At 25.5% G+C, this 26,900-nt stretch carries 22 protein-coding genes, 1 pseudogene and 1 riboswitch; all 23 genes and pseudogenes read left to right on the top strand.

Annotated features, from left to right (window positions below; translation table 11 throughout):
• The first annotated feature begins 15 nt into the window (after window positions 1-15).
• Window positions 16-1,896 carry a nucleoside-diphosphate sugar epimerase/dehydratase gene (locus O212_RS0113045; RefSeq protein WP_029699393.1) on the top strand — a complete coding sequence of 627 codons (1,881 nt, stop codon included), beginning with the start codon at window positions 16-18 and terminating at the stop codon, window positions 1,894-1,896.
• 9 nt (window positions 1,897-1,905) lie between these two features.
• Window positions 1,906-2,475: a sugar transferase gene (locus O212_RS0113040; RefSeq protein ID WP_024615543.1), complete on the top strand. Its 570-nt coding sequence runs from the start codon at window positions 1,906-1,908 to the stop codon at window positions 2,473-2,475.
• Window positions 2,476-2,490: 15 nt separating this feature from the next.
• The gene (locus O212_RS0113035) at window positions 2,491-3,357 is read left to right on the top strand and encodes an NAD-dependent epimerase/dehydratase family protein (RefSeq protein WP_024615542.1); all 867 of its coding nucleotides are present in this window, start codon (window positions 2,491-2,493) and stop codon (window positions 3,355-3,357) included.
• 21 nt (window positions 3,358-3,378) lie between these two features.
• Complete coding sequence (locus O212_RS0113030) at window positions 3,379-4,128, top strand: glycosyltransferase family 2 protein (RefSeq protein ID WP_051373018.1); 750 nt, start codon at window positions 3,379-3,381, stop codon at window positions 4,126-4,128.
• 81 nt (window positions 4,129-4,209) lie between these two features.
• A complete protein-coding gene (locus O212_RS0113025) occupies window positions 4,210-5,256 on the top strand; it encodes a mannose-1-phosphate guanylyltransferase (protein ID WP_024615540.1) in 1,047 nt (348 codons plus the stop codon).
• A 45-nt stretch (window positions 5,257-5,301) separates the two neighbouring features.
• Window positions 5,302-6,387 carry a GDP-mannose 4,6-dehydratase gene (gmd, locus tag O212_RS0113020; protein ID WP_024615539.1) on the top strand — a complete coding sequence of 362 codons (1,086 nt, stop codon included), beginning with the start codon at window positions 5,302-5,304 and terminating at the stop codon, window positions 6,385-6,387.
• Between the two features lie 4 nt (window positions 6,388-6,391).
• Window positions 6,392-7,462 (top strand): glycosyltransferase, encoded by a 1,071-nt coding sequence (locus tag O212_RS0113015; RefSeq protein WP_024615538.1) that lies wholly within the window; start codon window positions 6,392-6,394, stop codon window positions 7,460-7,462.
• 57 nt (window positions 7,463-7,519) lie between these two features.
• Window positions 7,520-8,956 carry a flippase gene (locus O212_RS0113010; protein ID WP_024615537.1) on the top strand — a complete coding sequence of 479 codons (1,437 nt, stop codon included), beginning with the start codon at window positions 7,520-7,522 and terminating at the stop codon, window positions 8,954-8,956.
• Between the two features lie 95 nt (window positions 8,957-9,051).
• A complete protein-coding gene (locus tag O212_RS0113005) occupies window positions 9,052-9,993 on the top strand; it encodes a GDP-L-fucose synthase (RefSeq protein ID WP_024615536.1) in 942 nt (313 codons plus the stop codon).
• A 9-nt stretch (window positions 9,994-10,002) separates the two neighbouring features.
• The gene (locus O212_RS0113000; RefSeq protein WP_024615535.1) at window positions 10,003-11,202 is read left to right on the top strand and encodes a glycosyltransferase; all 1,200 of its coding nucleotides are present in this window, start codon (window positions 10,003-10,005) and stop codon (window positions 11,200-11,202) included.
• A gap of 8 nt (window positions 11,203-11,210) precedes the next feature.
• Window positions 11,211-12,332, top strand: coding sequence for a glycosyltransferase family 4 protein (locus O212_RS0112995; RefSeq protein WP_024615534.1), 1,122 nt, complete (start codon window positions 11,211-11,213; stop codon window positions 12,330-12,332).
• Window positions 12,319-13,332, top strand: coding sequence for an acyltransferase (locus O212_RS0112990; RefSeq protein WP_024615533.1), 1,014 nt, complete (start codon window positions 12,319-12,321; stop codon window positions 13,330-13,332). Before O212_RS0112995 ends, O212_RS0112990 begins: the two co-directional genes overlap by 14 nt.
• 14 nt (window positions 13,333-13,346) lie before the next feature.
• Window positions 13,347-14,462, top strand: a complete 1,116-nt coding sequence (locus O212_RS0112985; protein WP_024615532.1) for a glycosyltransferase — start codon at window positions 13,347-13,349, stop codon at window positions 14,460-14,462.
• Between the two features lie 284 nt (window positions 14,463-14,746).
• Window positions 14,747-16,027, top strand: a complete 1,281-nt coding sequence (locus O212_RS0112980) for a hypothetical protein (protein WP_152524875.1) — start codon at window positions 14,747-14,749, stop codon at window positions 16,025-16,027.
• 707 nt (window positions 16,028-16,734) lie between these two features.
• Window positions 16,735-17,271 carry a VanZ family protein gene (locus tag O212_RS0112975; RefSeq protein WP_024615530.1) on the top strand — a complete coding sequence of 179 codons (537 nt, stop codon included), beginning with the start codon at window positions 16,735-16,737 and terminating at the stop codon, window positions 17,269-17,271.
• Window positions 17,272-17,432: 161 nt separating this feature from the next.
• The gene (locus tag O212_RS0112970; protein ID WP_024615529.1) at window positions 17,433-18,377 is read left to right on the top strand and encodes an LCP family protein; all 945 of its coding nucleotides are present in this window, start codon (window positions 17,433-17,435) and stop codon (window positions 18,375-18,377) included.
• 186 nt (window positions 18,378-18,563) lie between these two features.
• A complete protein-coding gene (galU, locus tag O212_RS0112965; RefSeq protein ID WP_024615528.1) occupies window positions 18,564-19,454 on the top strand; it encodes a UTP--glucose-1-phosphate uridylyltransferase GalU in 891 nt (296 codons plus the stop codon).
• Between the two features lie 220 nt (window positions 19,455-19,674).
• Window positions 19,675-21,531 carry an SH3 domain-containing protein gene (locus O212_RS16295; protein ID WP_024615527.1) on the top strand — a complete coding sequence of 619 codons (1,857 nt, stop codon included), beginning with the start codon at window positions 19,675-19,677 and terminating at the stop codon, window positions 21,529-21,531.
• Window positions 21,532-21,544: 13 nt separating this feature from the next.
• On the top strand, window positions 21,545-22,099 hold the full coding sequence (locus O212_RS0112955; protein WP_152524874.1) for a hypothetical protein: 555 nt from the start codon (window positions 21,545-21,547) through the stop codon (window positions 22,097-22,099).
• A 93-nt stretch (window positions 22,100-22,192) separates the two neighbouring features.
• Entirely contained in the window at window positions 22,193-23,914 is a 1,722-nt protein-coding gene (locus O212_RS0112950; RefSeq protein WP_024615525.1) for a phospho-sugar mutase, read from the top strand.
• A gap of 104 nt (window positions 23,915-24,018) precedes the next feature.
• On the top strand, window positions 24,019-24,966 hold the full coding sequence (locus O212_RS0112945) for a WYL domain-containing transcriptional regulator (protein ID WP_024615524.1): 948 nt from the start codon (window positions 24,019-24,021) through the stop codon (window positions 24,964-24,966).
• A 295-nt stretch (window positions 24,967-25,261) separates the two neighbouring features.
• Window positions 25,262-25,789 (top strand): CpsB/CapC family capsule biosynthesis tyrosine phosphatase, encoded by a 528-nt coding sequence (locus O212_RS0112940; protein ID WP_024615523.1) that lies wholly within the window; start codon window positions 25,262-25,264, stop codon window positions 25,787-25,789.
• 173 nt (window positions 25,790-25,962) lie between these two features.
• Window positions 25,963-26,046: riboswitch (cyclic di-GMP riboswitch) on the top strand.
• 341 nt (window positions 26,047-26,387) lie between these two features.
• Window positions 26,388-26,900: pseudogene (locus tag O212_RS16970) on the top strand (hypothetical protein); the annotation flags it as partial.

The raw sequence follows: 26,900 nt of genomic DNA, 5'->3' as shown, positions 1-26,900 counted from the left end.
AGGGGAAGTAATTGTATGAATAAAATAAAAAAATGGAGAGTACCGTTATTATTAATAGCAGATATAATTTTTATAAATATAGCATATTTATTTAGTTTTGTTGTTAGATTTGATTTTGATATTCCAAGGGAATATATGCAAAATTATATAAAAATGCTTCCAGTAATACTTTTAGTATACATTGTTCCATTAGCTTTATTTAAAATGTATAAAAGTTTATGGAGTAATGCAAGTATAGATGAATTTATAAAAGGATTATTTGCATGTATTATTGGTTGTGGAATAAGTCTTATATATAACAATATAGATGGAAGAATATTACCAAATAGTATTGTTATATTAAGCGGAATACTTATATATGTTATGGTAGTTGGAATAAGACTTTCATATAGAATATATAGAAGAATAATTGTATATGGAAAACTTGATTTAAAGTCAGAAAAGAAGAGAGTTCTTGTTGTTGGTGCTGGATCATGTGGACATATGGTTATTTCCGAGATGTATAAAAATAAGGAAGATGTAAAAATGGTTCCAGTTGGCGTTATTGATGATGACAAAAATAAAATTGGAACATTTCTTCTTGGAGTAAAGGTTCTTGGAAATAGAAATGATATTCCAAATATTGTTGAAGATCTTAATATAGATACAATAATTATAGCAATTTCAAAGATTAGTCCAAGAAAGAAAAAAGAAATAATAGAAATATGTCAACAAACGAATGCTGAAATCAAGATAATCCCTGGTGTTTATGAAATAATGGAAGGGAAGTTATCTCTTACAAAAATGAGAGATGTTGATATTAAAGACTTACTTGGTAGAGATGAAATTGAACTTGATAAAGTTGGGGTTTCAAATTACTTAAAAGATAAAGTAGTTCTTGTAACTGGTGGAGGAGGTTCTATTGGTTCAGAACTTTGTAGGCAAATTGCATCATTTAAGCCAAAGAAACTTTTAATACTTGATATTTATGAAAATAATGCTTATGACATACAAAATGAATTAAAGAGAAATATGCCAGAGCTTGATCAATTTACAATAATTGCATCAGTTAGAGATAAAAGAAGACTTAGAAAAGTATTTAAAGAGTTTAAGCCAGATGTTGTATTCCATGCAGCAGCACATAAGCATGTACCTCTTATGGAAGATAATTCAGAGGAAGCAATTAAAAATAATGTTGTTGGTACTTTAAATGTTGCAGAATGTGCTGATGAATTTAATGCAGAAAAATTTGTACTTATTTCAACAGATAAGGCAGTAAATCCAACAAATATAATGGGTGCTACAAAGAGAATGTGTGAAATGATAGTACAAGCTATGAATAAAAAGAGTAAAACAGATTATGTTGCAGTAAGATTTGGAAATGTACTTGGAAGTAATGGTTCAGTAATTCCATTATTTAAAAATCAAATTAAAAATGGGGGACCAGTTACATTAACTCATAAAGAAATAATAAGATACTTTATGCTTATACCAGAAGCAGCACAGCTTGTATTACAGGCAGGAGCTTTTGCAAAAGGTGGAGAAATTTTTATTCTTGATATGGGAGAACCTGTTAAGATATATGATTTAGCAAAAAAACTTATAAAATTATCAGGTTTTGAACCAGAGAAAGATATAAAAATAGAAGTTACAGGACTTAGACCTGGAGAAAAACTTTATGAAGAGCTTTTAATGAATGAAGAAGGTTTAACAGAAACAGAAAATAATAAAATATTTATTGGAGTACCTTCAGATTTTGAAATAAATGAAGTAAAGAAAAACATTGATGAATTACTTTTTGTTGCATTAAATGAAGATAAGGAAGCTTTAAAGGAAAAGATGAAGGAAGTTGTTCCAACATTTAAGGAGCCAGAAGAAGCTAATGCAGAAAAAGAAGTAGCATCAACAGTAGTTTAAGGAGGTAAGATGAAGAGAATATTTGATTTTATAATGAGTTTATTAGCATTTATAGTTTTTTTACCAATAATATTGATTATATGTTTAATTATAAAATTAACATCTCCTGGACCAGTGTTTTTTAAACAAAGACGTATTGGAAAAGATAATAAAGAGTTTAATATACTTAAGTTTAGAACAATGAGAATTGATACACCAAATGTGGCGACTCACCTTTTAGAAAATCCAGATCAATGGATAACATCAATTGGTAAGTTTTTAAGAAAGACAAGTCTTGATGAATTGCCACAACTTATAAATATTATAAAAGGGGATATGAGTATTGTTGGACCAAGACCAGCTCTTTATAACCAATATGATTTAAAGGATATGAGAACTGAAGTCGGTGTTCACAAATTGATACCAGGTCTTACAGGATGGGCTCAAATAAATGGAAGAGATGAACTTGAATTAAAGGATAAGGTTGCTTTAGATAAAGAATACTTAGATAAAGAAAATTTTATATTTGATATAAAAATAATATTTATGACTGTATTTAGTGTTTTAAAAAGTGATGGGGTTCAAGAAGGAAAGCATTAAAAAGAAGGTGAAAAAATGAAAAACATACTTATTACAGGTGCTAATAGTTATGTAGGGACAAGTTTTGAAAGTTACTTGAAAAATTTTAAAGATGAATATAGTGTTGATACTGTTGATATGATAGATGAAACTTGGAAAAATAAAGATTTTTCAAAATATGATACAGTATTCCATGTTGCTGGAATTGCTCATGTTTCAACTGACCCTAAAATGGAAGATTTATATTATAAGGTAAATAGAGATTTAACTATAGAAACTGCAAAAAAAGCAAAAAAAGATGGAGTAAAACAATTTATATTTATGAGTAGCATAATAGTTTATGGGGATAGTAGTCATATTAATAAAAAACGTGTTATTTATAAAAATACAATACCAACTCCAAGTAATTTTTATGGAAAAAGTAAGTTAGAAGCAGAAGAAGGAATATTTCAACTTGAAGATAAAAATTTTAAAGTAGTCGTTATAAGACCACCAATGATATTTGGGAAAGGCTCAAAAGGAAATTATCAAAAGCTTTCAAAAATCGCTCGAAATTTACCTGTATTTCCAGATATTAAAAATGAAAGAAGTATGCTTTATATAGATAATCTTTGTGAATTTATTAGATTAATGGTTGTTAATAGTGAAAGTGGAATATTCCTTCCACAAAATAAAGAGTATGTAAAAACAAGTGAATTAGTCAAGCTTATAGCTAAGGCACATAATAAAAATATTAAGTTAACAAAAATGTTTAATCTGGTACTTAAATTTATGGCAAGATTTACTGGAACAGTAGATAAGGCTTTTGGAAATTTGGTTTATGATAAAAGTGTTAGTCAATATAAAATTGATTATAGAGTAAAGAGTTTAAATGAAGCTGTAAAAGCTACTGAAATAGTATAATTGAATAATTTATTATGAGAGGTGTTTATTATAGATAAAGTAAATGTCAGCATTATTACGGTAACATATAATAGTGAGAAGACACTAAAAAAAACTATAGAATCAGTATTAAATCAAACATATCCTGTATATGAATACTCAATAATTGATGGTTTATCAACTGATAATACTGTTAAAGTTGCGGAAAGCTACAGAAATAGCTTTGAAAAAAAGAACATTAAATTTAATATAATATCTCAAAAAGATAATGGAATGTATGATGCAATAAATAAAGGTATAGATATATCAACAGGTGAAGTTATTGGAAATGTAAATAGTGATGATTGGTATGAAGTTGATACAGTTGAAAAAGTTGCTAATGAGTATAAAAAGTCTCATTTCGATATGCTCTATGGAGATTTAAGAATAAATAAGCCAACAGGAACTATGATAAAAAAAGCTAAACTTAAAAAATTTGTTTCAACAAGATATTGGAATCATCCTACAACATTTATAACAAATGAAACTTATAATAAATATAAATACAAAGTTGAATCTATGCATGATGACCTTGATTTAATGTTAAAGATTAGAAAAAACAAATTAAAAGTTGTAGTAATCAACGAAATATTATCAAATTTTAATTTTGGTGGTATGAGTAATGAAAAAAATATAAAAAGGACAATGAACAGTATAAAAACAAGATGCAAAATATATAAAAACAATGGATATAGTCCAATATATTATATAGATACGTTTTTAATAGAGCTTGCAAAATATATATTAGCTTAATTATTTTATAAATAGTAAAAATTCTTAAAATAAAACTATGTATGTTTAGAAATTATATTTTTGCTCAAGGGGGGAGAAATAATGTTATGTGCTTTAATTATGGCAGGTGGTAAAGGGACAAGGTTTTGGCCTTTATCAACTGAAGAAAGACCAAAACAATTTTTAAATCTTATTGGTGATAATACTATGATACAAATGACAATTAATAGAATAAAACCAATAATACCAATTGATATGATATTTATTTGTACTGGTGAAAGATATGTTGATTTAGTAAAAGAGCAGTTACCTGATCTTCCAGAAAGAAATATAATAATTGAACCAGAAGGAAGGAACACAGCTCCTTGTATAGCTTTATCGGCATTAGTTATAAAAAGATATTATAAAGATGCAACAATGGTTGTATTACCGTCAGATCATTTGATAAAGAATGAAGATAAGTTTAGAGAAATTATATTAGATGGTAAAGAGTATTTAAAGGAAAATGATAAAGCAATACTTACTCTTGGTATGACACCAAACAGACCTGAAACAGGATACGGATATATTAAGTTTACTAATAATAGAGTTAATGTAAATGATAATGAAGTAGTAAAGGTTGAAAAGTTTGTTGAAAAGCCAAGTTTAGAAGTTGCGAAAAAATATTTAAGTGATGGTTCATATCTTTGGAATGGTGGAATGTTCATATGGACTGTAGATAATATACTTACTCAAATAAGAGAATTTACTTCAAGTACATATGAAGCATTAAAAGAAATAGAGACTGTAAGTGAAGAAAATCTTCAAAAAATTATAAATAAAAATTATAGAGGTACTGAAGCAATTTCAGTAGACTATGCAATACTTGAGAAATCAAATGATATATATGTAATTCCAAGTGATATAAGTTGGGATGATATTGGTACTTGGAAGTCAGTTGAAAGATATAAAGAAAAAGATACAGATAATAATATTGTAACTGATAATGTTAGAGTTATTGAATCAAAATCTAATATGGCTATAAATAATGAAAAGAAAATTGTAATGATAGGAATAGAAGATACTATGACTGTTGAAACAGAAGAAGCAATATTTATAGTAAATAAGGATTATATGGATAACTTAAGAGATTATAAGGAAGTTTTGTAAAAGTATTAAATATAAAGATAGAATAAGTTTTGGGAGGAATATATAATGAAAAAAGTAGCATTAATAACAGGAATAACAGGACAAGATGGTTCATATCTTACAGAATTATTATTAGAAAAGGGATATGAAGTTCATGGAATAATAAGAAGACACTCAAGCATAAGCACAAGTAGAATAGATCATTTATTTGAAAATCCTGAAGTAGGAAATAAGAAATTATTCTTACATTATGGAGATTTAACAGATTCAAGTAATTTAAATAGATTAATAGAAAAAATTAGACCAAATGAAATATATAACTTAGCAGCACAAAGTCATGTTGCAGTATCATTTGAAGTTCCAGAATATACTGCTGAAGTAACAGGAGTTGGTACTTTAAGATTATTAGATGCAATAAGAGAAGCAGGATTAAATTGTAAGTTTTATCAAGCATCAACATCAGAACTTTTTGGAGGGCTTCCAGATACAGCACCACAATCAGAAAAAACACCATTATATCCAAAGAGTCCTTATGGATGTGCAAAACTTTATTCATATTGGATAACTGTAAACTATAGAGAGTCATATAACTTATTTGCGTGTAATGGAATTCTTTTTAATCATGAATCACCAAGAAGAGGAGAAACTTTTGTAACTAGAAAGATTACTATGGCAGTTGCCAATATAATGGCAGGAAAGCAAGAAAAGTTATCTCTTGGAAATATGGATGCAAAGAGAGACTGGGGATTTGCTGGAGATTATGTTGAAGGAATGTGGAGAATATTACAACAAGAAGAGCCACAAGATTATGTATTAGCAACAAATGAAACTCACACAGTAAGAGAGTTTGTTGAATTAGCTTTTGCAGAAGTTGGAATAGAGATAGAATGGCAAGGAACAGGAGTAGATGAAAAGGGAATTGATAAAGCTACAGGAAAAGTGCTTGTAGATGTTAATCCAAGATACTTTAGACCAGCAGAGGTTGAACTTTTATGGGGAGATTGTACAAAAGCAGAAAAAGAACTTGGATGGAAGAGAAAAGTTGATTTTAAGGGATTAGTTAAAATGATGGTTGATGAAGATATGAAGGAAATAGCTGGTGCAAGTATAGATGAATTTTTATCTAATCAAGAAGCGGCTATAACGAAATAATAATATGAAAAAAATAGCATTTTACATTTCAGATCATGGATTTGGACATGCTTCAAGAAATATACCTATAATTAGGTATATTCTTGAAGAAAGAAATGATATAAGAATATATATAAAAACAGGAATTAAACAAGGTGAATTTATAAAAGATTCATTAATGGATTTAAATAGATCAAATAATGTAATATTTGATTTATTTAATGTTGATATTGGATTAGTTTTAAAAAAAAATAGTCTTGATATAGATGTATATAAATTAAATAAAAAAGTTACAGAGTATATAGATTCATGGGATGATAAGAGGAAGAAAGAAAAAGAGTTTTTAATAAAAAACAATATTAATTCAGTAATATGTGATATAGTTCCTTGGATATTAAAGGTTACAAATGAACTTAAAATAAAAAGTTTATTAATATCAAATTTTACTTGGGTTGATATATATGAGGAATATTTAAATAAAGAAATATGTAACAAGTTTAAAGAATGTTATGAATTAGTTGATAAAACTTTTTTGTATGATTTATATATGGATTCTATGAAAAAATATATTACAAATTATGATGAAGTAGGATTAATTTGTAGAAAATTTAATTTAGAAAAAGTTAAAGAAATAAAAAGCAAATATAAAAAGCCAATAGTTTTTGTAAGTATTGGAAGGTCTGTTGAAGTAGATAAAGTTATTGATGTTAGCAGTTTAAATTATAACTTTATAGTTACTGAAGGAATAAATTTAAAAGGTGATAATGTAACTTATTTACCTGTTTCAACAAATAATACACATGAGTATATAAAAGCAAGTGATTATGTAATTACAAAAGCTGGATGGGGAACAGTTGCAGAATGTTTAATAGCGAATAAAAAGATAGCATTACTTTCAAGAGATGGTGTTGCTGAAGATAAAAATACAATAGATAAATTAGTAAATAGAAATTTAGCAATAAAAATTGAAAGTAATAATTTAAATATAAAAGATACTTTAGAAAGATTAAAAAAGTTTAGTCCAAGTTATGATGTAAATGAGTCGGATAATTGTGATCAAATAATTGTAAATAAAATATTACATATGTTTAATTAAAATAAAGTGTATTAGTTGTAAAAATTAATTAAATAAGAAAATAGTTAGGGGATATAGATGGTAGTAAAAAATTATTTATATAATTTAATGTATCAAATCATAAGTATTATTTTGCCTATTATAACAATACCATATGTATCAAGAATATTGGGACCAAGTGGGTTAGGTGAATATGCATTGACTAGCACTTATGCTCAATATTTTGTGTTATTTGGTATGATAGGTTTATCAATGTATTGTGGTAGAGAAATAGCATATGTTAGAGATGATAAAAATAAATTAAGTAGAACTTTTTGGGAACTTAACATTTTAAGATTTATTACTATGGGAATTACAATAGTTATATACTTAATAATGTTTTGTTTTGTAATAAAGACAAGTAACAGATTATTATTAATAGTACAATCAACCATATTATTTAGTTGTTTATTTGATATATCATGGCTATTTGTAGGGATAGAAGATTTTAAAACAGTTGCAATAAGAAATACTGTTGTAAAAGCAATAGGTGTAATTTTAATATTTTTACTTATTAAAAAAAGTAATCAAGTTGTGCTATATGCATTTATTTTAGGAATAACACAATTAATTGGACAAATTATTATGTGGTTTGATATACCAAAAGAAATTAAATTTATAAAACCAATTAATAAAAATTTGATTAAACATTTAAAAAATTCAATTGGATTATTTATACCTCAAATTGCAATAACTGTATATACTATGTTAGACAAGGTTATGCTTGGACTTATGACTAATGATGCACAGGTTGGCTTATATGATAATTCTCAGAGAATAATAAAACTTTCAATAACAATAGTTACGACATTAGCAACAGTAACGGTACCTAAGATGGCTAATTTATATGCAAAAGATAATATAGAAGAGTTTGCTAAAAATGCATATAAATCATTTTCTTTTGTTTCATTTTTAGCTTTACCAATGGCTTTTGGACTTATTGGTGTTAGTGAAACTTTTGTAGGATGGTTTTTTGGACCAGGATTTGAAGAAATAAAGCCAATGTTTTATATTGGTGCATGGTTGATGGTAACTTTATCGTGGTCAAGTATAGTTGGGAGTCAGGTTTTAATATCAATAAGACGAGAAAAAATGTTTACAATAGCTGTAGTATCTGGAGCTATATTAAATGTAATATTAAATTTTATTTTAATAAAAAAATTTCAAGGCATTGGGACAACAATAGCATCAGTTGCGGCAGAGTTTTTAGGTATGTTTATAATGGTATATTTTACAAAGGATATACTAAAAATAAAAAAATTATTTAAATCAGTACCGAAATATTTTATAGCATCATTAATTATGTTTATACCAATATTTATACTTGGGAAAGTGTTAAAAGTTAGTATAATCACAACTGCTATCCAAGTTGTGGTTGGAGTTAGCGTATATATAGGAATTATGATTATTACAAAAGATAAAAATTTAATGTTTATGTTTTCATACATAGAAAAGTTTATAAATAAAAAAAGATAAAAAGCAAATTAATTATGGGAAAAAGAGAAAACATAACAGACATAGATTAACAAAAATATAAAAAACTTATTTGATTTGAAAGAAGGAAATTTATAATGAAAAAGGATAGCAAAATTTATGTTGCAGGTCATAGAGGACTTGTAGGATCAGCAATAGTTAGAAATTTAAAAGAAAAAGGATTTAATAATATAATTTGTAGAACTCATAAAGAATTAGACTTAACAAATCAGGATGAAGTAAGAAATTTCTTTGAAACAGAAAGACCTGAATACGTATTTTTAGCAGCAGCAAAAGTTGGTGGAATTAATGCAAACAATGTATATCCAGCTGATTTTATATATGAAAATTTAATGATACAAAACAATGTAATAAAAGCAGCTCATGATTTTAAAGTAACTAAGCTTTTATTTTTAGGAAGTACATGTATATATCCAAAGATGGCACCTCAACCAATTAAAGAAGATTATCTTTTAACTGGATCATTAGAAGAAACTAATGAGGCTTATGCAGTAGCTAAAATTGCAGGACTTGAGATGTGTAAATTCTTTAAAAGACAATATAGAGATAATTTTATAAGTTGTATGCCAACAAATCTTTATGGACCAAATGATAATTTTGATCTTCAAAGCTCACATGTAATGCCAGCTCTTATAAGAAAATTTCATGAAGCAAAAATTAATAATGTAGAAACAGTTGAAGTATGGGGAACAGGAACTCCACTTAGAGAATTTTTATATGTAGATGATATGGCAGATGCCTGTGTATTCTTAATGGAAAACTATAATGGAGAGCAACATGTAAATATAGGAACAGGAGTTGAAGTTTCTATAAGAGAACTTGCTGAAACAATAAAAGAGGTCGTTGGATTTAAAGGATATCTTGTATTTAATACCAATATGCCAGATGGAACACCAAGAAAGCTTACAAATGTTGATAAGTTAAATGGACTTGGATGGAAGTATAATGTTGATTTAAAAGATGGTGTAGAATTAGCATATAGTTGGTTTTTGGATAACTATGATATAGCTAAAAAGTAGGTGACATTGTTGAAAGTATTACAAATAAATACAGTGTGTGGAACTGGAAGCACAGGAAGAATAGCTACTGATTTATATAAAGCGTTAGAGTTAAACGGAAATAAATGTGTTATTGCATATGGAAGAGGAAATGCACCAGAAGGAATAAAGACGATAAAAATTGGAACAGACTTGGATGTTTACAGTCATGTAGCAAAAACAAGATTATTTGATGAGCATGGATTTGGTTCAGTTAAAGCTACAAAAGAATTTATTAAAAAAGTTGAAGAATATAATCCAGATGTCATTCATTTGCATAATATTCATGGATATTATATAAATATTGAAATATTATTTGATTACTTAAAAAAGAGTAAGAAAAAAGTTATTTGGACTTTGCATGATTGTTGGTCATTTACAGGACATTGTTCATATTTTGATTATATAGGATGTGGTAAGTGGAAAACAGGATGTGATAATTGTGAGCAAAAAAATCAATATCCAAAGTCATTTTTAAAAGATAATTCAAAAATGAATTATTTAAAGAAAAAAGAATTGTTTACTGGGGTAGAAGATATGACTATTGTAACACCATCAAAATGGTTAGCTGATTTAGTAAGACAATCTTTTTTTTCGGAATATAATATTCAAGTTATAAATAATGGAATTGATTTAAATATATTTAAAGAAACTAAAAGTAACTTTAGAGAAAGATACAATTTAAATAATAAATTTGTTATTCTAGGGGTAGCCAATGTTTGGGAGAATAGAAAAGGGTTTAATACATTTTTACAATTATCTAAAATGATAGATGATAATACGAGAATAGTTTTGGTTGGATTAAGTAAAAAACAATTAAATTTATTACCTAAAAATATTATAGGAATACGAAAAACAAATAATGTAACAGAATTAGCTGAAATTTATACAGAAGCTGATATATTTGTTAATGCATCTGTAGAAGAAACATTTGGTTTGGTTATAGCAGAAGCGTTAGCATGTGGCACACCATCAATTGTATATGATTCTACAGCGTGTGTGGAGGTCGTGGATGAAAAAACAGGTTTTATTGTTAAAAAGGAAGATATTAATATGTTATTAAATACAATTAAAAATATTAAAAATAATGTAAATTTATTGGAACGTGATAATTGTATTGAAAGAGTAAGATGTATGTTTGATGAAAAAAATAAGTTAAATGAATATGTAAAATTATATAATAAAATTTAGGAGTGAATATGAGAGTATTATATATAACTAATATACCATCACCTTATAGAGTAGAGTTTTTTAATGAATTAAGCAATTATTGTGATTTAACTGTTATATTTGAAAGAGATAATGCTAAAGATAGAGAAGATTCATGGTTATTAAAGAAAACATTAAATTTTAAATCTATTTTTTTAAAAGGAAAAGAATTAGGAACAGACGCATCTTTTTCATTTGATATTATAAAATATTTAAAAAAATTTAAAAATGACGTTATTGTAATAGGAGTCTATTCAACACCCACACAGATGTTAGCAATAAAATATTTGAAAATTAAAAATATTCCATTTATATTAAATGCAGATGGTGGTATGAGAAAAAATGATAGTACATTGAAATACAAGATAAAAAAACATTTTATTAGTAGTGCATCATTGTGGATAAGCACAGGAAAAACAACTAATGATTATTTAATCTATTATGGAGCTAAAAAAGATAAAATATTTACATATCCTTTCACATCTTTAGAAAATCAAGATATATTGGAGAAAATTATCCCTCAGAAAGTAAAACTTAATTTAAAAAATAAACTTAATATTAAGGAAAAAAAGGTTGTTTTAGCAATAGGTCAATTTATATATAGAAAAGGATTCGATATATTGATTAAATCATGTGCTAAAATTTCAAATGAATATGGTGTATATATAATTGGAGGTAATCCACCTAAGGAATATATAGAATTAAGAGATAAGTTAAATTTGAGTAATGTAAAATTTATAGGGTTTAAATCTAAAAATGAATTAAAAGAATACTATATGGCAAGTGATGTGTTTGTTTTGCCAACTAGAGAAGATATTTGGGGATTGGTTATAAATGAAGCTATGGCTTATGGATTACCAATAATAACAACAGATAAGTGTGTTGCAGGTATAGAACTTATAAAAGATAATGAAAATGGTTTTATTGTACCAGTAGATAATGAAATAGTATTAGCAGAGAAAATAGAGAATATTCTATGTAATGATGTATTAAATAAAGATATTCAGAAGAAAAATCTTGATAAAATTAAATATTATACAATAGAAAGAATGGCAAAAGTACATTACGAAATTTTTTCTGAATTCATAGGAGAAAAAAATGGAAGAGATTAATAGTAGAATTATTTCTTTAATAAAAGGATTAGCGATTTGTAGTGTTATAATCGCTCATTCACCAATAAAATATACTAATATAGGTGGACAAGTCTTAAATGAAGTTTATGATAAAATAGGGACAATAGGTGTTATATTATTTTTAATTATTGGTGGATATTTGTATTATGGGAAAAAAGAAAATATAAAAATTTTTGCAATAAAAAAAATAAAAAGTGTTATTATTCCATGGTTTTTTTGTAGTAGTATTGTTTTTGTTATAAGTTGTATCTTTGGAGGAAATAAGGGTAATTTAAATTTATTTAAATGGATAAAGTTTATTTTGGGTTCAGGAAGTATATATTATTATATGACTATATATATTTTACTTATTTTCATCCTTTACCCATATAGAAATAATATAAGAAAAAGTAAAGTGATGGTAATTTTGATTATTACAATTATTTCTATATTATTCACTGATTTTTCAAATATATTTTTTGTTCAAAACTATGCTTATTTAAATATTTTAAATTGGATTGGTTTTTTTATACTAGGAATGTGGATAAAAGCCAATAACAAATTAGAAAATATAAAAAATTATACAGAAAAAAAAATATTAATAATAGTAATTTTAGCAATATTATTTATTTTTTTAGGAATAAAAATTGATGGAATAGGGATGTCATATTTTAAAATATTTTCTATTCCCATAGAAATGACGGGATCTTTAATAGCATTATGGGTATCAATAAAAATAGTTTCAAAGTATATAAATTCTAAAAATTTTATTTTTAATATTCTAAAAGATGCTGGTAAGTATTCTTTTACTATATATTTATTACATTTACCAATAGCATCCATAGTAAATAGGATTGTTAATAAATATGTGCCATTTATTGGGGCAATAAAATTTGTAATAATTTTATTAATTATGATAATTTTAATTCGTATTTACAATAAATTGGTTAGTAATATAAAAAAAACTAAATATTTTAATATTTTGATTGGTTTAAGATAATGAAGGAGGAATAAATGAATATTTTATTTATAGGTTCTATGATTCCAAAAGAAATTAGTTATCAAATAGAACATAATTCAGAAGCTGGCAATAATTTTCAATGGAATGTTATTGAACAATTAAAAAAGAATAATAATGTAGAGTTATTGAGTTATCTTGGTTATAGAACAACTAAAATTTTGCAAATTGAGAAATTATGTAAAAAATTAAAAATAACTTCTTTTTTTAAGCAAAAAGGTTTTCTTAAGTCAATGTATTTAAATTTTCATTCATCATTAAAATTTATTAAAAATTGTGATATATCAATTCAATATAATATTTCATATGCAAATATATATATTCCAATAATAGCACATTTATTTAATAAAAAGGCATATCTTATATTGGCTGATTATACTGAAAGTATAGAATATAACAATATTATAAAAAAAATTTATGCTAAATTAATGTTAACTTCTATGAAAAAATTTGATGAAATAATATGTTTGTCTAGTAAGATGGCGTCTAGAATGAAAAAAGAAGGAAAAAATACAATTGTAATTGAAGGTGGAATTAATATTAATGAATTTGAAAATATAGTATTACCAGTGCCAGTTTCTAATGAAAGTATAATTTTACTTTATTCTGGTTTATTATCACAAGTTACTGGTGTAGATAGATTATTAAATGCAATTAAAAAAAATGATATGTCAAACATAGAGTTTTGGTTTACTGGTAAAGGTGAATTACAACAATTAGTAGAAGAATATGAAAAAAAAGATAAAAGAATTAAATATTTAGGATTTATTGAAAGAGATGAGTATTTAAATTTATTAAATAAATCACATATTTTAATTAATCCAAGAAATATGGATATGCCACAAAATAAAAATAATTTTCCATCTAAAATAATGGAATATATTGCATCAGGAAGAGTTATTATTTCTACAAAATTTCCTGGGTATGAGAAATTTAAAGATAATATAATTTTTAGTGGAAATTCAGAGAATGAATTAAGCATTACAATAAATTATGCAATAAATAATTATAATAAAATATTAAAAAAATATTATGAAATAAACAGAATTAAGGCTATTAGTTTTGATTGGAATAAACAGATAAATAAGATAATAAAATCAATTGAAGATTAAAAATATATGCTAAATTATTATCACAAATATCTTTAAATGTTTATCAAATTATAGGTTAGAATTTGTTATGTTAGGATGTGATTGTATTGGTTATTAATAATAAAACAAACTTAAAAAATATAATAGTATTACAAATTATAATTGCAATGTTATTAATATGTTTTGTTTATTTTAAATTATTACTAATAATACCATATATCATACTAATAGTTTTTATTTTGAAATCAAGGGGGAACTTGGCATCTCCGATATACTATCTTTTAATTCCGTGGGGATTTATGTTTTTGATGTATTTTTCTGATTTAATAACATATTTACAAAAACCAAATAGTTTAATTCCGATTATATATTTATTTTTTGCAATTATTCTTATTTTAGCTGGATTTTATTTAGATAACAAAATTACTTTATCTAAATATAAAATGGAAAAATATAAAAAGAAATATGATTTGAGAATGAAATATTTGAACAGGAATAACTTAAATGTAATCTCATTAATAAATTTTGTTGCTATTTTAGGAATAATTGCAAGTTTATTATTTACATATGAGATGATATTTATAAAGCATATAAATATTATGAATGCAGCACAAACTAGAGAGATATTTTCAACTAGTGAAGCCACTGGCTTTTCAAAAATAGCTAGTATTTTAGCATTTGGTTCATTAATTAGTCTTTCATCTGTCATAATTTTATGGAAAGATATTAATTTTAAACATAAATGCATATGGATTATTTCACCGTGTTTATTTATATTATTTTCAATTTTATCTTCTGGAAGACAAGCAGCATTTCAGATAATAGTAGTAATAATAGCAGCAATTGCCATAAAAAAAAATAATGCTACAATAAGTGGAGAAATTAATAAAAAAGGGAAAAAAACATTAAAGTATAAAATTTTAATATGTTTGATAATTAGTTTAATAATGACATATGGTTTGTTATTGTCAAATAGTAGAAATGATGGGAATATATCAACCGATAAAACTCAAGTTTTGCAATATTACTTTAAATACAAATTAAATCCTGTTGCAGAAACAATGTTAAATACTTTACCAGATCCATTAAGAGCTGGAGTGACAGAAATGATAGTATATTATACTCATGAAATACCTGAATTTGCAATGTTTTGGGATATTCCACAAACAACACATTTTTATGGAATGTATTCTACACCATTTATTGCTAGAAGGTTATATTCTATTGGGTTGAATAAATATTCTGTTGAATATATAATGAATTATGTTAGTTCATATATGGAAAGTATTGGCGTAATGCCTGCTGGTTGGAAAACGGTATTTTCATTTTTTATCGTTGATTTTGGAAAAATTTTTACCTTAATAATATCTTTTATAATTGGAATTGTTAGTTCTAAAATTTATAAGGCTTATAAAATAAGAAGAAGTTTTTTCTCAAGTTTGTTATTAATAATTACCAATGTATCTATGATATATACAATAATGTTTCCAGCGGCTTCAGATACAACATTATTGTTTACATGGATATTTTCTATAATTATGTTTATTTGTGAAAGCTTAAATAAAAAATGGTATTTGCGTATATAAAACAAACTAGTTTATTAGTATTGCTAGATTAAAAGAATCTGCATACACATAAATCTCTAAAATATTAGTAAAATTAAGAAAACTAATATTTTGGAGGTATTTTTTATTGAAGAAAAAATAAATTTGAATACTATTGTAAGAGGATTTAATACTTATATAGGAAATATAAGAGTTTTTTGTGAAGTGTACAAAATTTAAAATGTATATATGTTGTCAAGTATTTTAGATATTATTGAAGTTTAATGATAAATAAAACTTTATTTTTTAGTAAATTAAAACTAGAATGTTCAAGTATTATTCTCTTAATATACTCTAATCTATTTATATCACAATCTAAAATTTCATTATTTTCTAAAAAATAATAGTATTTATAAGATATAAGTAAAGTCTTTATTTTGATTAATAAAGGAATTTTGTTAAATGAGATTAATTAAAAATAATTAGAGTAAAGAGAACAAATTAAATGGATATATAAAGAAATTGGGAGATTGCAAAACTTATGCAATTGACCGTCCATATTGTGAGAATTTATTAATTGAAAAGTATATCAAAAAAATAAGTAATGTATTCATTATGGATATAATTTATCATGGAATAGATAAGACTAATTTTATAATTAGATAAACTTAAAATTAATAAATAGAAAAATATTATTTAATATGTAAATGTTTTAAGATGAAAACTTTATCATAAAGAAGGGTAATTTTATGAATATAAATGTAACTGGAGAAGGATTCTTCTATATAACATTAATCTTTTATTTATACTTTATGTATAAGAGAATTATTAATAGTAAACAAAGGAATAAAGTTAATGAATTAGTATTAATATTATTTGGAATATATATTATTAAAGTTGTATCATTAGTATTTTTTCCTATATTAATTGTAAAAGGATTAAATGTAAATCCAACAGTTTTTATTAATCCTATCGATAGTATTAAATACATAATTAAATCAAATACTTTGTATGGAATTATATATAATATTGCAGGAAACTTTATATTACTAATGCCATTACCAGTATTCTTAATTTATTTCTTTAAAGATAAAGTTGATAGTTTAAAAAGAATATTGATAATTTGTTTCTTTGTATCATTAAGTATAGAATTTCTTCAATATTTAGAGTCAATTATTATACCTTCAGTTGGAAGATTTTTTGAAACTAATGATATAATACTTAATACATTTGGAGCTGGTTTTGGTTATATAATTTATAATAAGTATTTAAGAAAAATATTATAGTTATAAATATTAGAGTAGTACTTTTTACTGCTCTAATATTTTTTATTAAATTTATCTAAATGTAAACATAATCTATATTAAGTGTATAAATTTTACCAATTATTTCGTATAATAAAAGGGATAAATATGAAAAATATAATTTTAAGAGAGGAAGATAAACTTTGGGAAAGAAGAGGAGTAAACTTAAGATTACTATATTAGTTATAATAGGAATAATTATTATAACAATAGGTGGCGGATTTTTATATGTAAATTCAAAACTTAATAAAGTTCAAAAGGTTGAAATAAATAAAGATAATCTATCAATAGATAAAAGTATAGAGGATGATAAAGAAAAGTCAGAAATAAAAAATATAGCTTTATTTGGAATTGATGCTCCAAAGGGGCAAGTTGGACGTTCTGATGCAGTAATGATTTTAACTATAGATAGATTACATAATAAACTTAAATTAACTTCAATTATGAGAGATTCTTATGTTGATGTACCAGGTCATGGAAATACAAAACTTACTCATGCTTATGCATATGGTGGTCCTGAACTTGCAATAAAAACATTAAATGAAAATTTTAAGCTTAATATTGAAGATTTTATGGCAGTTAACTTTACATCAATGCCTGAAATTATTGATAAGTTAGGTGGAGTCAAAATTAATGTAACAAGGGAAGAAGTACAACATATACCAGGAATTACTCATGCTGGACTTCAAACATTAAATGGAGCTGAGGCTTTAGCTTATTCAAGAATAAGACATGCAACTGGTGGAGATTATCAAAGAACAGAAAGACAAAGAGTTGTTCTTGAAGCAATATTTAATAAGATGCATAACACTCCAAAGAGTGAATATCCATCACTTATTGATACATTTTTACCATATATAAAAACTAATATGTCTTCAACTGATATGATGGGACTTGCAACTGATGCAATGCCATTAATGAAGAGTAAGCTTGAAACAGCAAGATTTCCTCTTAATGGATATTGTGAAGGAAAGATGATGGATGGAGTATGGTATTTAGTATTTAATAAAAACGATACATTAGATCAAATACAAAGTTATATATATGATGATAAACCATTACCAAAACATAGTAATGATAATACTTAAAATTGAGTAAATTAAACACTTTATGAGATATAACAAAGTATTTTGAAATAAAGCTTATAAAGTGTTTTTTATTTTGTACTCTATAATATGATATAATTCTTTTGTAGAACAATTAGTAACTTATATAAACGTTAACATAACGAAGTATATTAATTTAATAATTAATATATGGAAGGAGATATTTACATGAATAAAAAGATAAGAAAAGCAATAATACCAGCAGCAGGACTTGGAACAAGATTTTTACCTGCAACAAAGGCACAACCAAAGGAAATGCTTCCAATAGTTGATAAGCCAACAATTCAGTATATTATAGAAGAAGCAATAGCTTCAGGAATAGAAGAAATACTTATAATAACAGGAAGAAGTAAAAAGTGTATAGAAGATCATTTTGATAGATCAGTAGAACTTGAGTTAGAACTTGAAAAGTCAGGTAAGAAAGAAATGCTTGAAATGGTTCAAGATATATCAAATATGGCAGATATATATTATATAAGACAAAAAGAGCCAAAGGGACTTGGTCATGCTATAAGTTGTGCAAAAACTTTCGTTGGAAATGAACCATTTGCAATATTACTTGGAGATGATGTTGTATATAATGATGAAAAGCCATGTTTAAAGCAACTTATTGATTGTTATAATGAATACAATACATCAGTACTTGGAGTACAAACTGTACCAGAAGATAAAGTAAATAAATACGGTATAGTTGATGGAATATTAATAGAAGATAGAGTATGTAAAGTTAAAGGATTAGTTGAAAAGCCAAGCATTGAAGAAGCACCATCAAATGTTGCAATACTTGGAAGATATATTGTTACACCTAAAATATTTGAAATTTTAGAAAAGACAAAGCCAGGTAAAGGTGGAGAAATCCAACTTACAGATGCATTACTTGATCTTATAAAAGAAGAGGCAATGTATGCATATAATTTTGAAGGAAGAAGATATGATGTTGGAGATAAGCAAGGATTCCTTGAAGCAACAGTTGAATATGCATTAAGAAGAGAAGACTTAAAAGATGGATTTATGGAATACTTAAAAGGTTTAGCAGAAAAAGAACAAGATAAAGAATAATTACTTTATTACCTCAAGTGTATTATCAAGTTAAGTTTTTGATTATATATTTGAGGTATTTTTCTGTTTAAATATAAACTTAATATAAACAGTATAATTTAAATATTTTTTTAATTAAGTATTTAGATATAATATTATTATATTAAGTATAGGATATTATTAATTTTAATAGGGGTAATATCTAAAAAATGAAAATTAATATTGGGGGAATGAAAAACAAATGAAAAAAGAAAATTTAATAAAAATATTAATATTATCGGGTCTTTTATTAAGTTTTACTCCAACTTTAGAAAGTAATGCAGCAACAGTGCATAAAAATAATGTTGGAAAAATTAATAGAAGTGTAGAAAGAGGTTGGATAAAAAATAATGGTACTTGGTACTATAAAGATAACAATGGCTCTTTAGTAAAGGGTTGGAAGAAGATAAGCAACAAATGGTACTACATGGATAATAAGGGAAAGATGCAAACTGGATGGGTAAAATTAAAAGGAATATGGTACTACTTAAATGAAAATGGAGATATGGCAACAGGCTGGAAGAAAGTAAAAGATAAATGGTATTATATGAATTCAGACGGAGAAATGCAAAAAGGCTGGGTAAAGCTAAAAGGAATATGGTACTACTTAAATGAAAATGGAGATATGGCAACAGGCTGGAAGCAAATAAAAGATAAGTGGTATTATATGAACTCAGATGGAGAAATGCAAACAGGGTGGCTTAAGCTTGGAGATAAAAAGTATTATTTAAAAGCTTCAGGTGAAAGAGCAACAGGAAAAATAAAAATAGATAATAAAGAATATGAGTTCAATAATGATGGAACTTTAAAGATAAGAAAAGCTGAATGGATTAAAAAGAATGGTAAATGGTATTATAAAAATGAAGATGGAACTTTAGCAAAGGGTTGGAAAAAAATAAATAATAAATGGTATTACATGAATAAAGATGGAGAAAGGCAGACAGGATGGCTTAAACTTAATGATAAGTGGTACTATTTAAATGATGATGGAGATATGGCAACAGGCTGGAAGAAAGTAAGAGATAAATGGTACTATATGAATAAAGATGGCGAGATGCAAACAGGATGGCTTAAGCTTGATGATAAATGGTATTATTTAAATAAAAATGGTGATATGAGAACTGATAGAATAGATTTAGGTAATAAATCTTATGAATTTAATAGTGATGGTTCAATGAAAAATCAGGAATATGGAAAAGGAAAACTTACTGATTATACAATGAATCTTAGAAGGAGTCCAAGCCTTGATTCAGAAGTTTTAACAACAGTTAAACCAAATTCAAATGTAGAAATACTTGGTAGAGAAAAGGGAGACCTTACTTATTATCATGTTAAATATAATGATGGTGGAAAAACATATTATGGATATATAAGTATTTATTTAGGTGGAGATACTGCTGTACAAGTATATGATGATAATTATGAAAATGATTATTTAGGAGTATTGTCTGAGAAGTACGAATCAAATGGAGACCCGGGTTGTGTATCTTCAGGAGAAGGAGATTATGGTGGTAAGTCTTATGGAGCATGGCAATTATCTTCAAAATTAGGTTCTTTAGATAGTTTTGTTAATTGGCTATTAGGTCAAAATTCTAGATTTTATAAAGAATTAACTGATGCAAGAAAATTAGATAATGGATCAAATTGTGGAAAGCACTTTGATGCTGCTTGGAAGAAAATTGCAAAGGAACACTATAATGAATTTTATAATTTACAACATAGTTATACAAAAATAACTTTTTATAATGATTTAGTAAATAGATTACAAAAAGATGGAAACTTTGATAAGATGTTAAATAGCTTTGCAGTTAGAAATGTACTTTGGTCAACTGCGGTACAACATGGAGGATATGGAGCTTATAGAATTATAGAGCCTCTTAAAAATATTAAAAATGTAGAAGACTTTATAACTGCTGTATATAAAGAAAGAGGACGTAAAAATTCAGAGGGTGGATTAGTTCATTTCCCAAATTGCTCAAAGGCAGTTCAAAGGGCTGTTGCAAACAGATATATAAGAGAAAACGAAGATGCTATAAATATGTATGAATATTCATTATAAGAGAGGAAGTAAGATGAAAAATAAAAAAAATATTTTATTAAGTTTATTTGTTGCTGGTGTTTTAATTTTATCACCAATGTATATTTTTGTAGGCTGTGGAAATAAACAAACAGATACTCAAACAAGTGAACAAGCAAAGAATACAGAAACTAAAGTTAAAGAAAACTCAAATAATGATAAGCAAAATGGAGAAACTAAAAATATAAATACAAATAAAGATACAAGTAAAGAAAGTAATAAAGAAATCAAAAGTGAAGAAGAGAAAAAAGTTGTTACAGCTAAAGAAGAAAATAAAAATATTAAATCAGAAAATCAAATAACTAAGAAGAAAGAAGAATCAAAAACATCAATAAGTAAAATGACATCAAAGGATGCAATAAGTATATGTGAAAAAAAATATGGTAAAGATTCAGATACTATTTATTCATGTAGTGAAAATATAAAAGATGTAAATGGAGAAAAAGGTTATTTAGTTCAAGTTAAATCCAAGGAACTCATGAAGCAAGGTGGTAATGGAGTTGCATTTACTGTACTTGTCACAACGAGTGGAAAAGTAATAGAATTATAATATTGATACTAAAATTAAGAGTTTTTTTATTTGGAAAAATTAGTTATAATAGGATGTGTAAATATATACAAAGAATTCAGAGGGGGATTAAGAATGAACTATAAAGAGAAATATAATCAGTGGCTAACTTCAGAAATTTTTGATGAAGAGACAAAAGCTGAGCTTAAAGCTATAAATGATGAAAAGGAAATTGAGGATAGATTTTATAAAGATTTAGAATTTGGTACTGGTGGACTTAGAGGAGTAATTGGCGCTGGTTCAAATAGATTAAACTTCTATACTGTTGGTAGAGCTACAGAAGGGCTTGCAAGATACTTAGTTAGTAAGTATAAAGAAAATATATCAGTATGCATAGCATATGATTCAAGAAATATGTCACCAGAGTTTGCCTTAGAAGCTGCTCTTGTACTTGCTGGACATGGAATAAAGGCAAATCTTTTTGAAAGTCTTAGACCAACACCTGAATTATCATTCTCAGTAAGAGAACTTAAAGCAAATGCAGGTATTGTATTAACAGCATCACACAATCCAAAAGAATATAATGGATATAAAGTTTATGGAAATGATGGTTGCCAAATTACAGATGAAGCTGCAAATGCAATTATTACAGAAATAAATAATGTTGATTATAAAGATATAAAGAAAGTTTCTAAAGAAGAAGCTTTAAATTCAGGCTTACTTAATATAATTGGTGAAGAAGTTGATAGAAAGTTCATCGATAAATTAAAATCTTACACTATAAGAAAAGATTTAGTTAAAAAGCATGCAAAAGATTTAAAAATAATTTATACTCCAATTCATGGTACAGGTTTAATGCCAGTTACTAGAATATTAAATGAGCTTGGATATGAAAACTTACATGTTGTAAAAGAGCAAGAGAAGCCAGATGGAAACTTCCCAACAGCTCCATATCCAAATCCAGAAGATCCAAAGGTATTTGAACTTGCACTTCAAATGGCAAAAGAAATTAATCCAGATATAATATTTGGTACTGATCCAGATGCAGATAGAATTGGTGCTATCGTTAAAGATTCAAAAGGTGAATATAAAATACTTACAGGAAATCAAATGGGAGTATTACTTACAAACTATATTATTGAATCATATTCAGATTTAAATGAATTACCTGAAAATGGTGCAGTAATTAAGACAATAGTTACTACAGAAATGGTAAGAAATATTTGTAAGAAATATAATGTAGAATTATTTGATGTACTTACTGGATTTAAGTATATTGGAGAGATGATGACTAACTTTGAAAAAACAGGTAGTCATAAGTTCTTATTTGGATTTGAAGAAAGTTATGGATGTCTTTTTGGAGATCATGCAAGAGATAAGGATGCTGTAGTTGCATCAGAACTTATTGCTGAAATGACTCTTTACTATAAGACAGAAGGGTTAAGCCTTTATGAAGCATTTATAGAACTTTGTAAAAAGTATGGATTCTATAAAGAGCATTTAGTGTCAGTAACTTTAAAAGGTAAGGAAGGACAAGAAAAAATTAAAGAATGTCTTGATAACTTAAGAAAAAATCCAGTAATGGATGTTAATGGAGTTATGGTTGAAACTTTCTTTGATTATAAAGAGTCAACAGAAATGAACTTAAAGACAAGAGAAGTTAAGGAAATTAAACTTCCAAAATCAAATGTACTTAAGTATGTACTTGAAGATGGTTCATGGTTTGTTGTAAGACCTTCAGGAACTGAACCAAAAATAAAAATTTACTTAGCTGTTGCTGGTAAGTCACTTGAAGATTCAGAAGAAAAGATTAAAGAATTTGAAAAGAATGTTATGGCAATAGTGAATTTACAATAAAATTTTAATTAAAATAAAAGAAATTCTATTAACATAAGTTTTGTTAGTAGGGTTTCTTTTTCGTATTTATATATAAATTGTTTAAATTGTAGGGGGAAGCATTTATGTCAAACAGTAAGGTAAACAGAACACTGAAAATTTATGACATGCTTCAAAAAGGAGAAATTATAAGTAAAGATAGTTTAGCTGAAGAATTTAATGTTGATGAAAGAAGCATAAGAAGAGATATAAGTGATATAAATAAATATTTAAAATTACAAAATGATGATAGATTTGTATTAAAAATAAAAGGATGTGATTATGTCTTAGAAGATGAAAAAATAGAAAGTTTTGATAAGAGCGTGTTTTTAATATCAAAAATATTGTTAAATAGCAGAGCATTTAATAAAGAAGAAAAAGACTTAATTTTAGAATCTTTTATTGAAAAAGTAAGTATTAGAAATAAAAAGTTAATTAAAAAGCTTATAAGTAATGAACGTTATAATTATTTTGAAGTTGAGCATAAAAGTAAATTAATAAATAAAATATGGGAATTAACAGAGTATATAGATAAACAAGAAATAATTTTCATAAAATATAAAAAGAATAATGGAAATATTATAAAAGATAAATTTTCTCCATTTGGAATAGTTTTTTCAGAATTTTATTTTTATATGATTGGTAAATATAAAGATAGTGATACTAATGCAGTATTAAGAGTTGATAGAGTTATTGACTTTGAGGGAACTGATGAAAAGTATAAAGTTAATTATTCAACTAGAGTGCAAGAAAGTGAACTTAAGAAAAAAATGCAATTTATGTATTCTGGAATAAAGAAAAGAATTAAATTTTTATTTAAAGGTGAAGATATTGAATCAGTTAAAGATAGATTGCCAGGAGCTAGAATAAAAGATAATGGTAGTAATACTTATTTAGTTGATGTTGAAGTTTTTGGTGATGGTATAATAATGTGGTTTTTAAGTCAAGGTAGAAAAATTACAGTTATTGAACCAGAGGAAATGGTTTTAAAAATTAAAGATGAAGTAAATAAAATGAAAGAAAACTATAATTAATGATTTTTCATTAATTATAGTTTCTTTTATTTAAGTTTAAATATTATCATTATTTCAAACAAAAAATAAACAATTAATCAAGTTTTTAACAAATAATTTAATGAAATACAAAAAAGTTTAAATGGACAAATAATGTCCAAATAATTTTTTATAATATAATTATAAAAAGTAATTAAATTTTATAAATGATATGTTTTATATTAAAAAGAAAAAATTTGAAAAAATATTTTTAAGGTATATAATTAATAATATATTAACAAAAAATTAATATAAATATTACAAATAGGAGAATGAAATGTCAAGCATTATAGATATAAAACCAGTTTATACAATAAATTTAAATGAATTTTATGGAGCAAATTTATTAAATGAAAATAAATACAGGAATAAATCAGACAGATATAAAGTATTACTTATTGATCAAGATTATTCTGATTATATCTTTAAAGAAATATATGATTTACAGTTGCTTGGACATATTATTATAATAATGTATCCAGAAAAATTAACTGATATATATAATAATATTGAGGAAATAAATAAATTTTTAGATGCTGGATGTCTTTTTATTCTTGATGCAAAAAGTCTTGAAGGTGATTACGGAAGAAGTATAAAAAATACAGCTAAGCAGTTGCTTGAGAAAAATATATATAGCTTCATAATAAAAAATCATGTATCAGAAGATATGTTAAATAATAAGATTAAGAGGGATAATAAAATAAGAGAAAAATTAATTAGTAATTTAAATCATTTGGTTAATGATGAAATTATAGAATCAAGTAAAAGAAGAGTTAAGAAAAAGAAATTACTAGGTGTTTTTTAAAGACTTTACTTAAGTGTAAAGTCTTTTTTTCGTTTAAATTTACATTAAGAATTCATATAGAAGTTATTAAAATAAAAATTGTAATATCATGTCTAAAAAAATAAAAGGAATTTTATTGAAAAAAATCAATAAAAAGTATAAAATTTAATGGTAAATATTAACAAAAAGTTAACCGGTGAAATAGAGTTTTTGATATACATTCTGTATGTGGGTACCTGGAATGTGTTGAAACAGTGGTGCAACCGACTATTTCTATTTAATTTGTTAAGTTTATATGAAAATGGTTTAATTATTCATAAAATTACTTTTATATGTAAATATAACCTGTATTTTAGTTTAGTTGTGCTATTTTTTCTCTTCTTTATCTTATTTAATTGAGATTTAATGATAAGGGTAAATAATATTAATAATTATTAAATAGTTAAAGAATATTTTGGGTTAATGAAAAGATAATTAATAATGTGGAATGTTCTTTAAGTTTTTTATAAATAAAATTTAAGTAATTAATATTTATAAAATTTTTATTCTATCTATAAGTTGAGAAAATCAATATTCATATAACTTGACAAATTGAAAAAATTTGTTGGGGGGAATATAAATGAGAGGAAAGACAAAAAAGAAAGTTGGAAATGGGAAAAAAGTATTTGCAGTAACATTGATATTTTGTGCAATGATAACTAATACTGTAGCAAATGCCGCGCCAAACAAACCAGGAAATGGTAATGATACTTGCCAAATAGAAAGTTGGCAAGGTGAAGGAGATAGTGAACATCATGATAAAGGACAAAGTAATGAACATAAAATAACAGATGCAAATAAAGAAGAATGGTTAGCTTATTGTAATGCAAATAATATAAAACAAATAAGTAACAATGAGGGGAGTAATGGGTGGATTACATTTCACAAATTAGATGAAAGCGGAAAACAAATTGAGGTAATACATGTAAAATATAAATCTGATAAACCAGTAGAACCAGATAAACCAGTAGAACCAGATAAACCAGTAGAGCCAGATAAGCCAGTAGAACCAGATAAGCCAGTAGAGCCAGACAAACCAGTAGAGCCAGATAAGCCAGTAGAGCCAGATAAGCCAGTGAAAACAGAGAAACCA

This window comes from Clostridium sp. Ade.TY (assembly GCF_000498355.1).
In the GTDB taxonomy this organism is placed as follows: domain Bacteria; phylum Bacillota; class Clostridia; order Clostridiales; family Clostridiaceae; genus Clostridium.
Note: the sequence above shows the minus strand (reverse complement) of the source record. Positions and strands in the feature narration are given on the sequence as shown.

What these genes read in the sequence shown, in the direction of transcription:
- O212_RS0113045 (WP_029699393.1), top strand. Translation starts at nt 16, where the DNA reads ATGAATAAAATAAAAAAATGGAGAGTACCGTTATTATTAATAGCAGAT.
- O212_RS0113040 (WP_024615543.1), top strand. Translation starts at nt 1,906, where the DNA reads ATGAAGAGAATATTTGATTTTATAATGAGTTTATTAGCATTTATAGTT.
- O212_RS0113035 (WP_024615542.1), top strand. Translation starts at nt 2,491, where the DNA reads ATGAAAAACATACTTATTACAGGTGCTAATAGTTATGTAGGGACAAGT.
- O212_RS0113025 (WP_024615540.1), top strand. Translation starts at nt 4,210, where the DNA reads ATGTTATGTGCTTTAATTATGGCAGGTGGTAAAGGGACAAGGTTTTGG.
- gmd (WP_024615539.1), top strand. Translation starts at nt 5,302, where the DNA reads ATGAAAAAAGTAGCATTAATAACAGGAATAACAGGACAAGATGGTTCA.
- O212_RS0113015 (WP_024615538.1), top strand. Translation starts at nt 6,392, where the DNA reads ATGAAAAAAATAGCATTTTACATTTCAGATCATGGATTTGGACATGCT.
- O212_RS0113010 (WP_024615537.1), top strand. Translation starts at nt 7,520, where the DNA reads ATGGTAGTAAAAAATTATTTATATAATTTAATGTATCAAATCATAAGT.
- O212_RS0113005 (WP_024615536.1), top strand. Translation starts at nt 9,052, where the DNA reads ATGAAAAAGGATAGCAAAATTTATGTTGCAGGTCATAGAGGACTTGTA.
- O212_RS0112995 (WP_024615534.1), top strand. Translation starts at nt 11,211, where the DNA reads ATGAGAGTATTATATATAACTAATATACCATCACCTTATAGAGTAGAG.
- O212_RS0112990 (WP_024615533.1), top strand. Translation starts at nt 12,319, where the DNA reads ATGGAAGAGATTAATAGTAGAATTATTTCTTTAATAAAAGGATTAGCG.
- O212_RS0112985 (WP_024615532.1), top strand. Translation starts at nt 13,347, where the DNA reads ATGAATATTTTATTTATAGGTTCTATGATTCCAAAAGAAATTAGTTAT.
- O212_RS0112975 (WP_024615530.1), top strand. Translation starts at nt 16,735, where the DNA reads ATGAATATAAATGTAACTGGAGAAGGATTCTTCTATATAACATTAATC.
- galU (WP_024615528.1), top strand. Translation starts at nt 18,564, where the DNA reads ATGAATAAAAAGATAAGAAAAGCAATAATACCAGCAGCAGGACTTGGA.
- O212_RS16295 (WP_024615527.1), top strand. Translation starts at nt 19,675, where the DNA reads ATGAAAAAAGAAAATTTAATAAAAATATTAATATTATCGGGTCTTTTA.
- O212_RS0112955 (WP_152524874.1), top strand. Translation starts at nt 21,545, where the DNA reads ATGAAAAATAAAAAAAATATTTTATTAAGTTTATTTGTTGCTGGTGTT.
- O212_RS0112950 (WP_024615525.1), top strand. Translation starts at nt 22,193, where the DNA reads ATGAACTATAAAGAGAAATATAATCAGTGGCTAACTTCAGAAATTTTT.
- O212_RS0112945 (WP_024615524.1), top strand. Translation starts at nt 24,019, where the DNA reads ATGTCAAACAGTAAGGTAAACAGAACACTGAAAATTTATGACATGCTT.
- O212_RS0112940 (WP_024615523.1), top strand. Translation starts at nt 25,262, where the DNA reads ATGTCAAGCATTATAGATATAAAACCAGTTTATACAATAAATTTAAAT.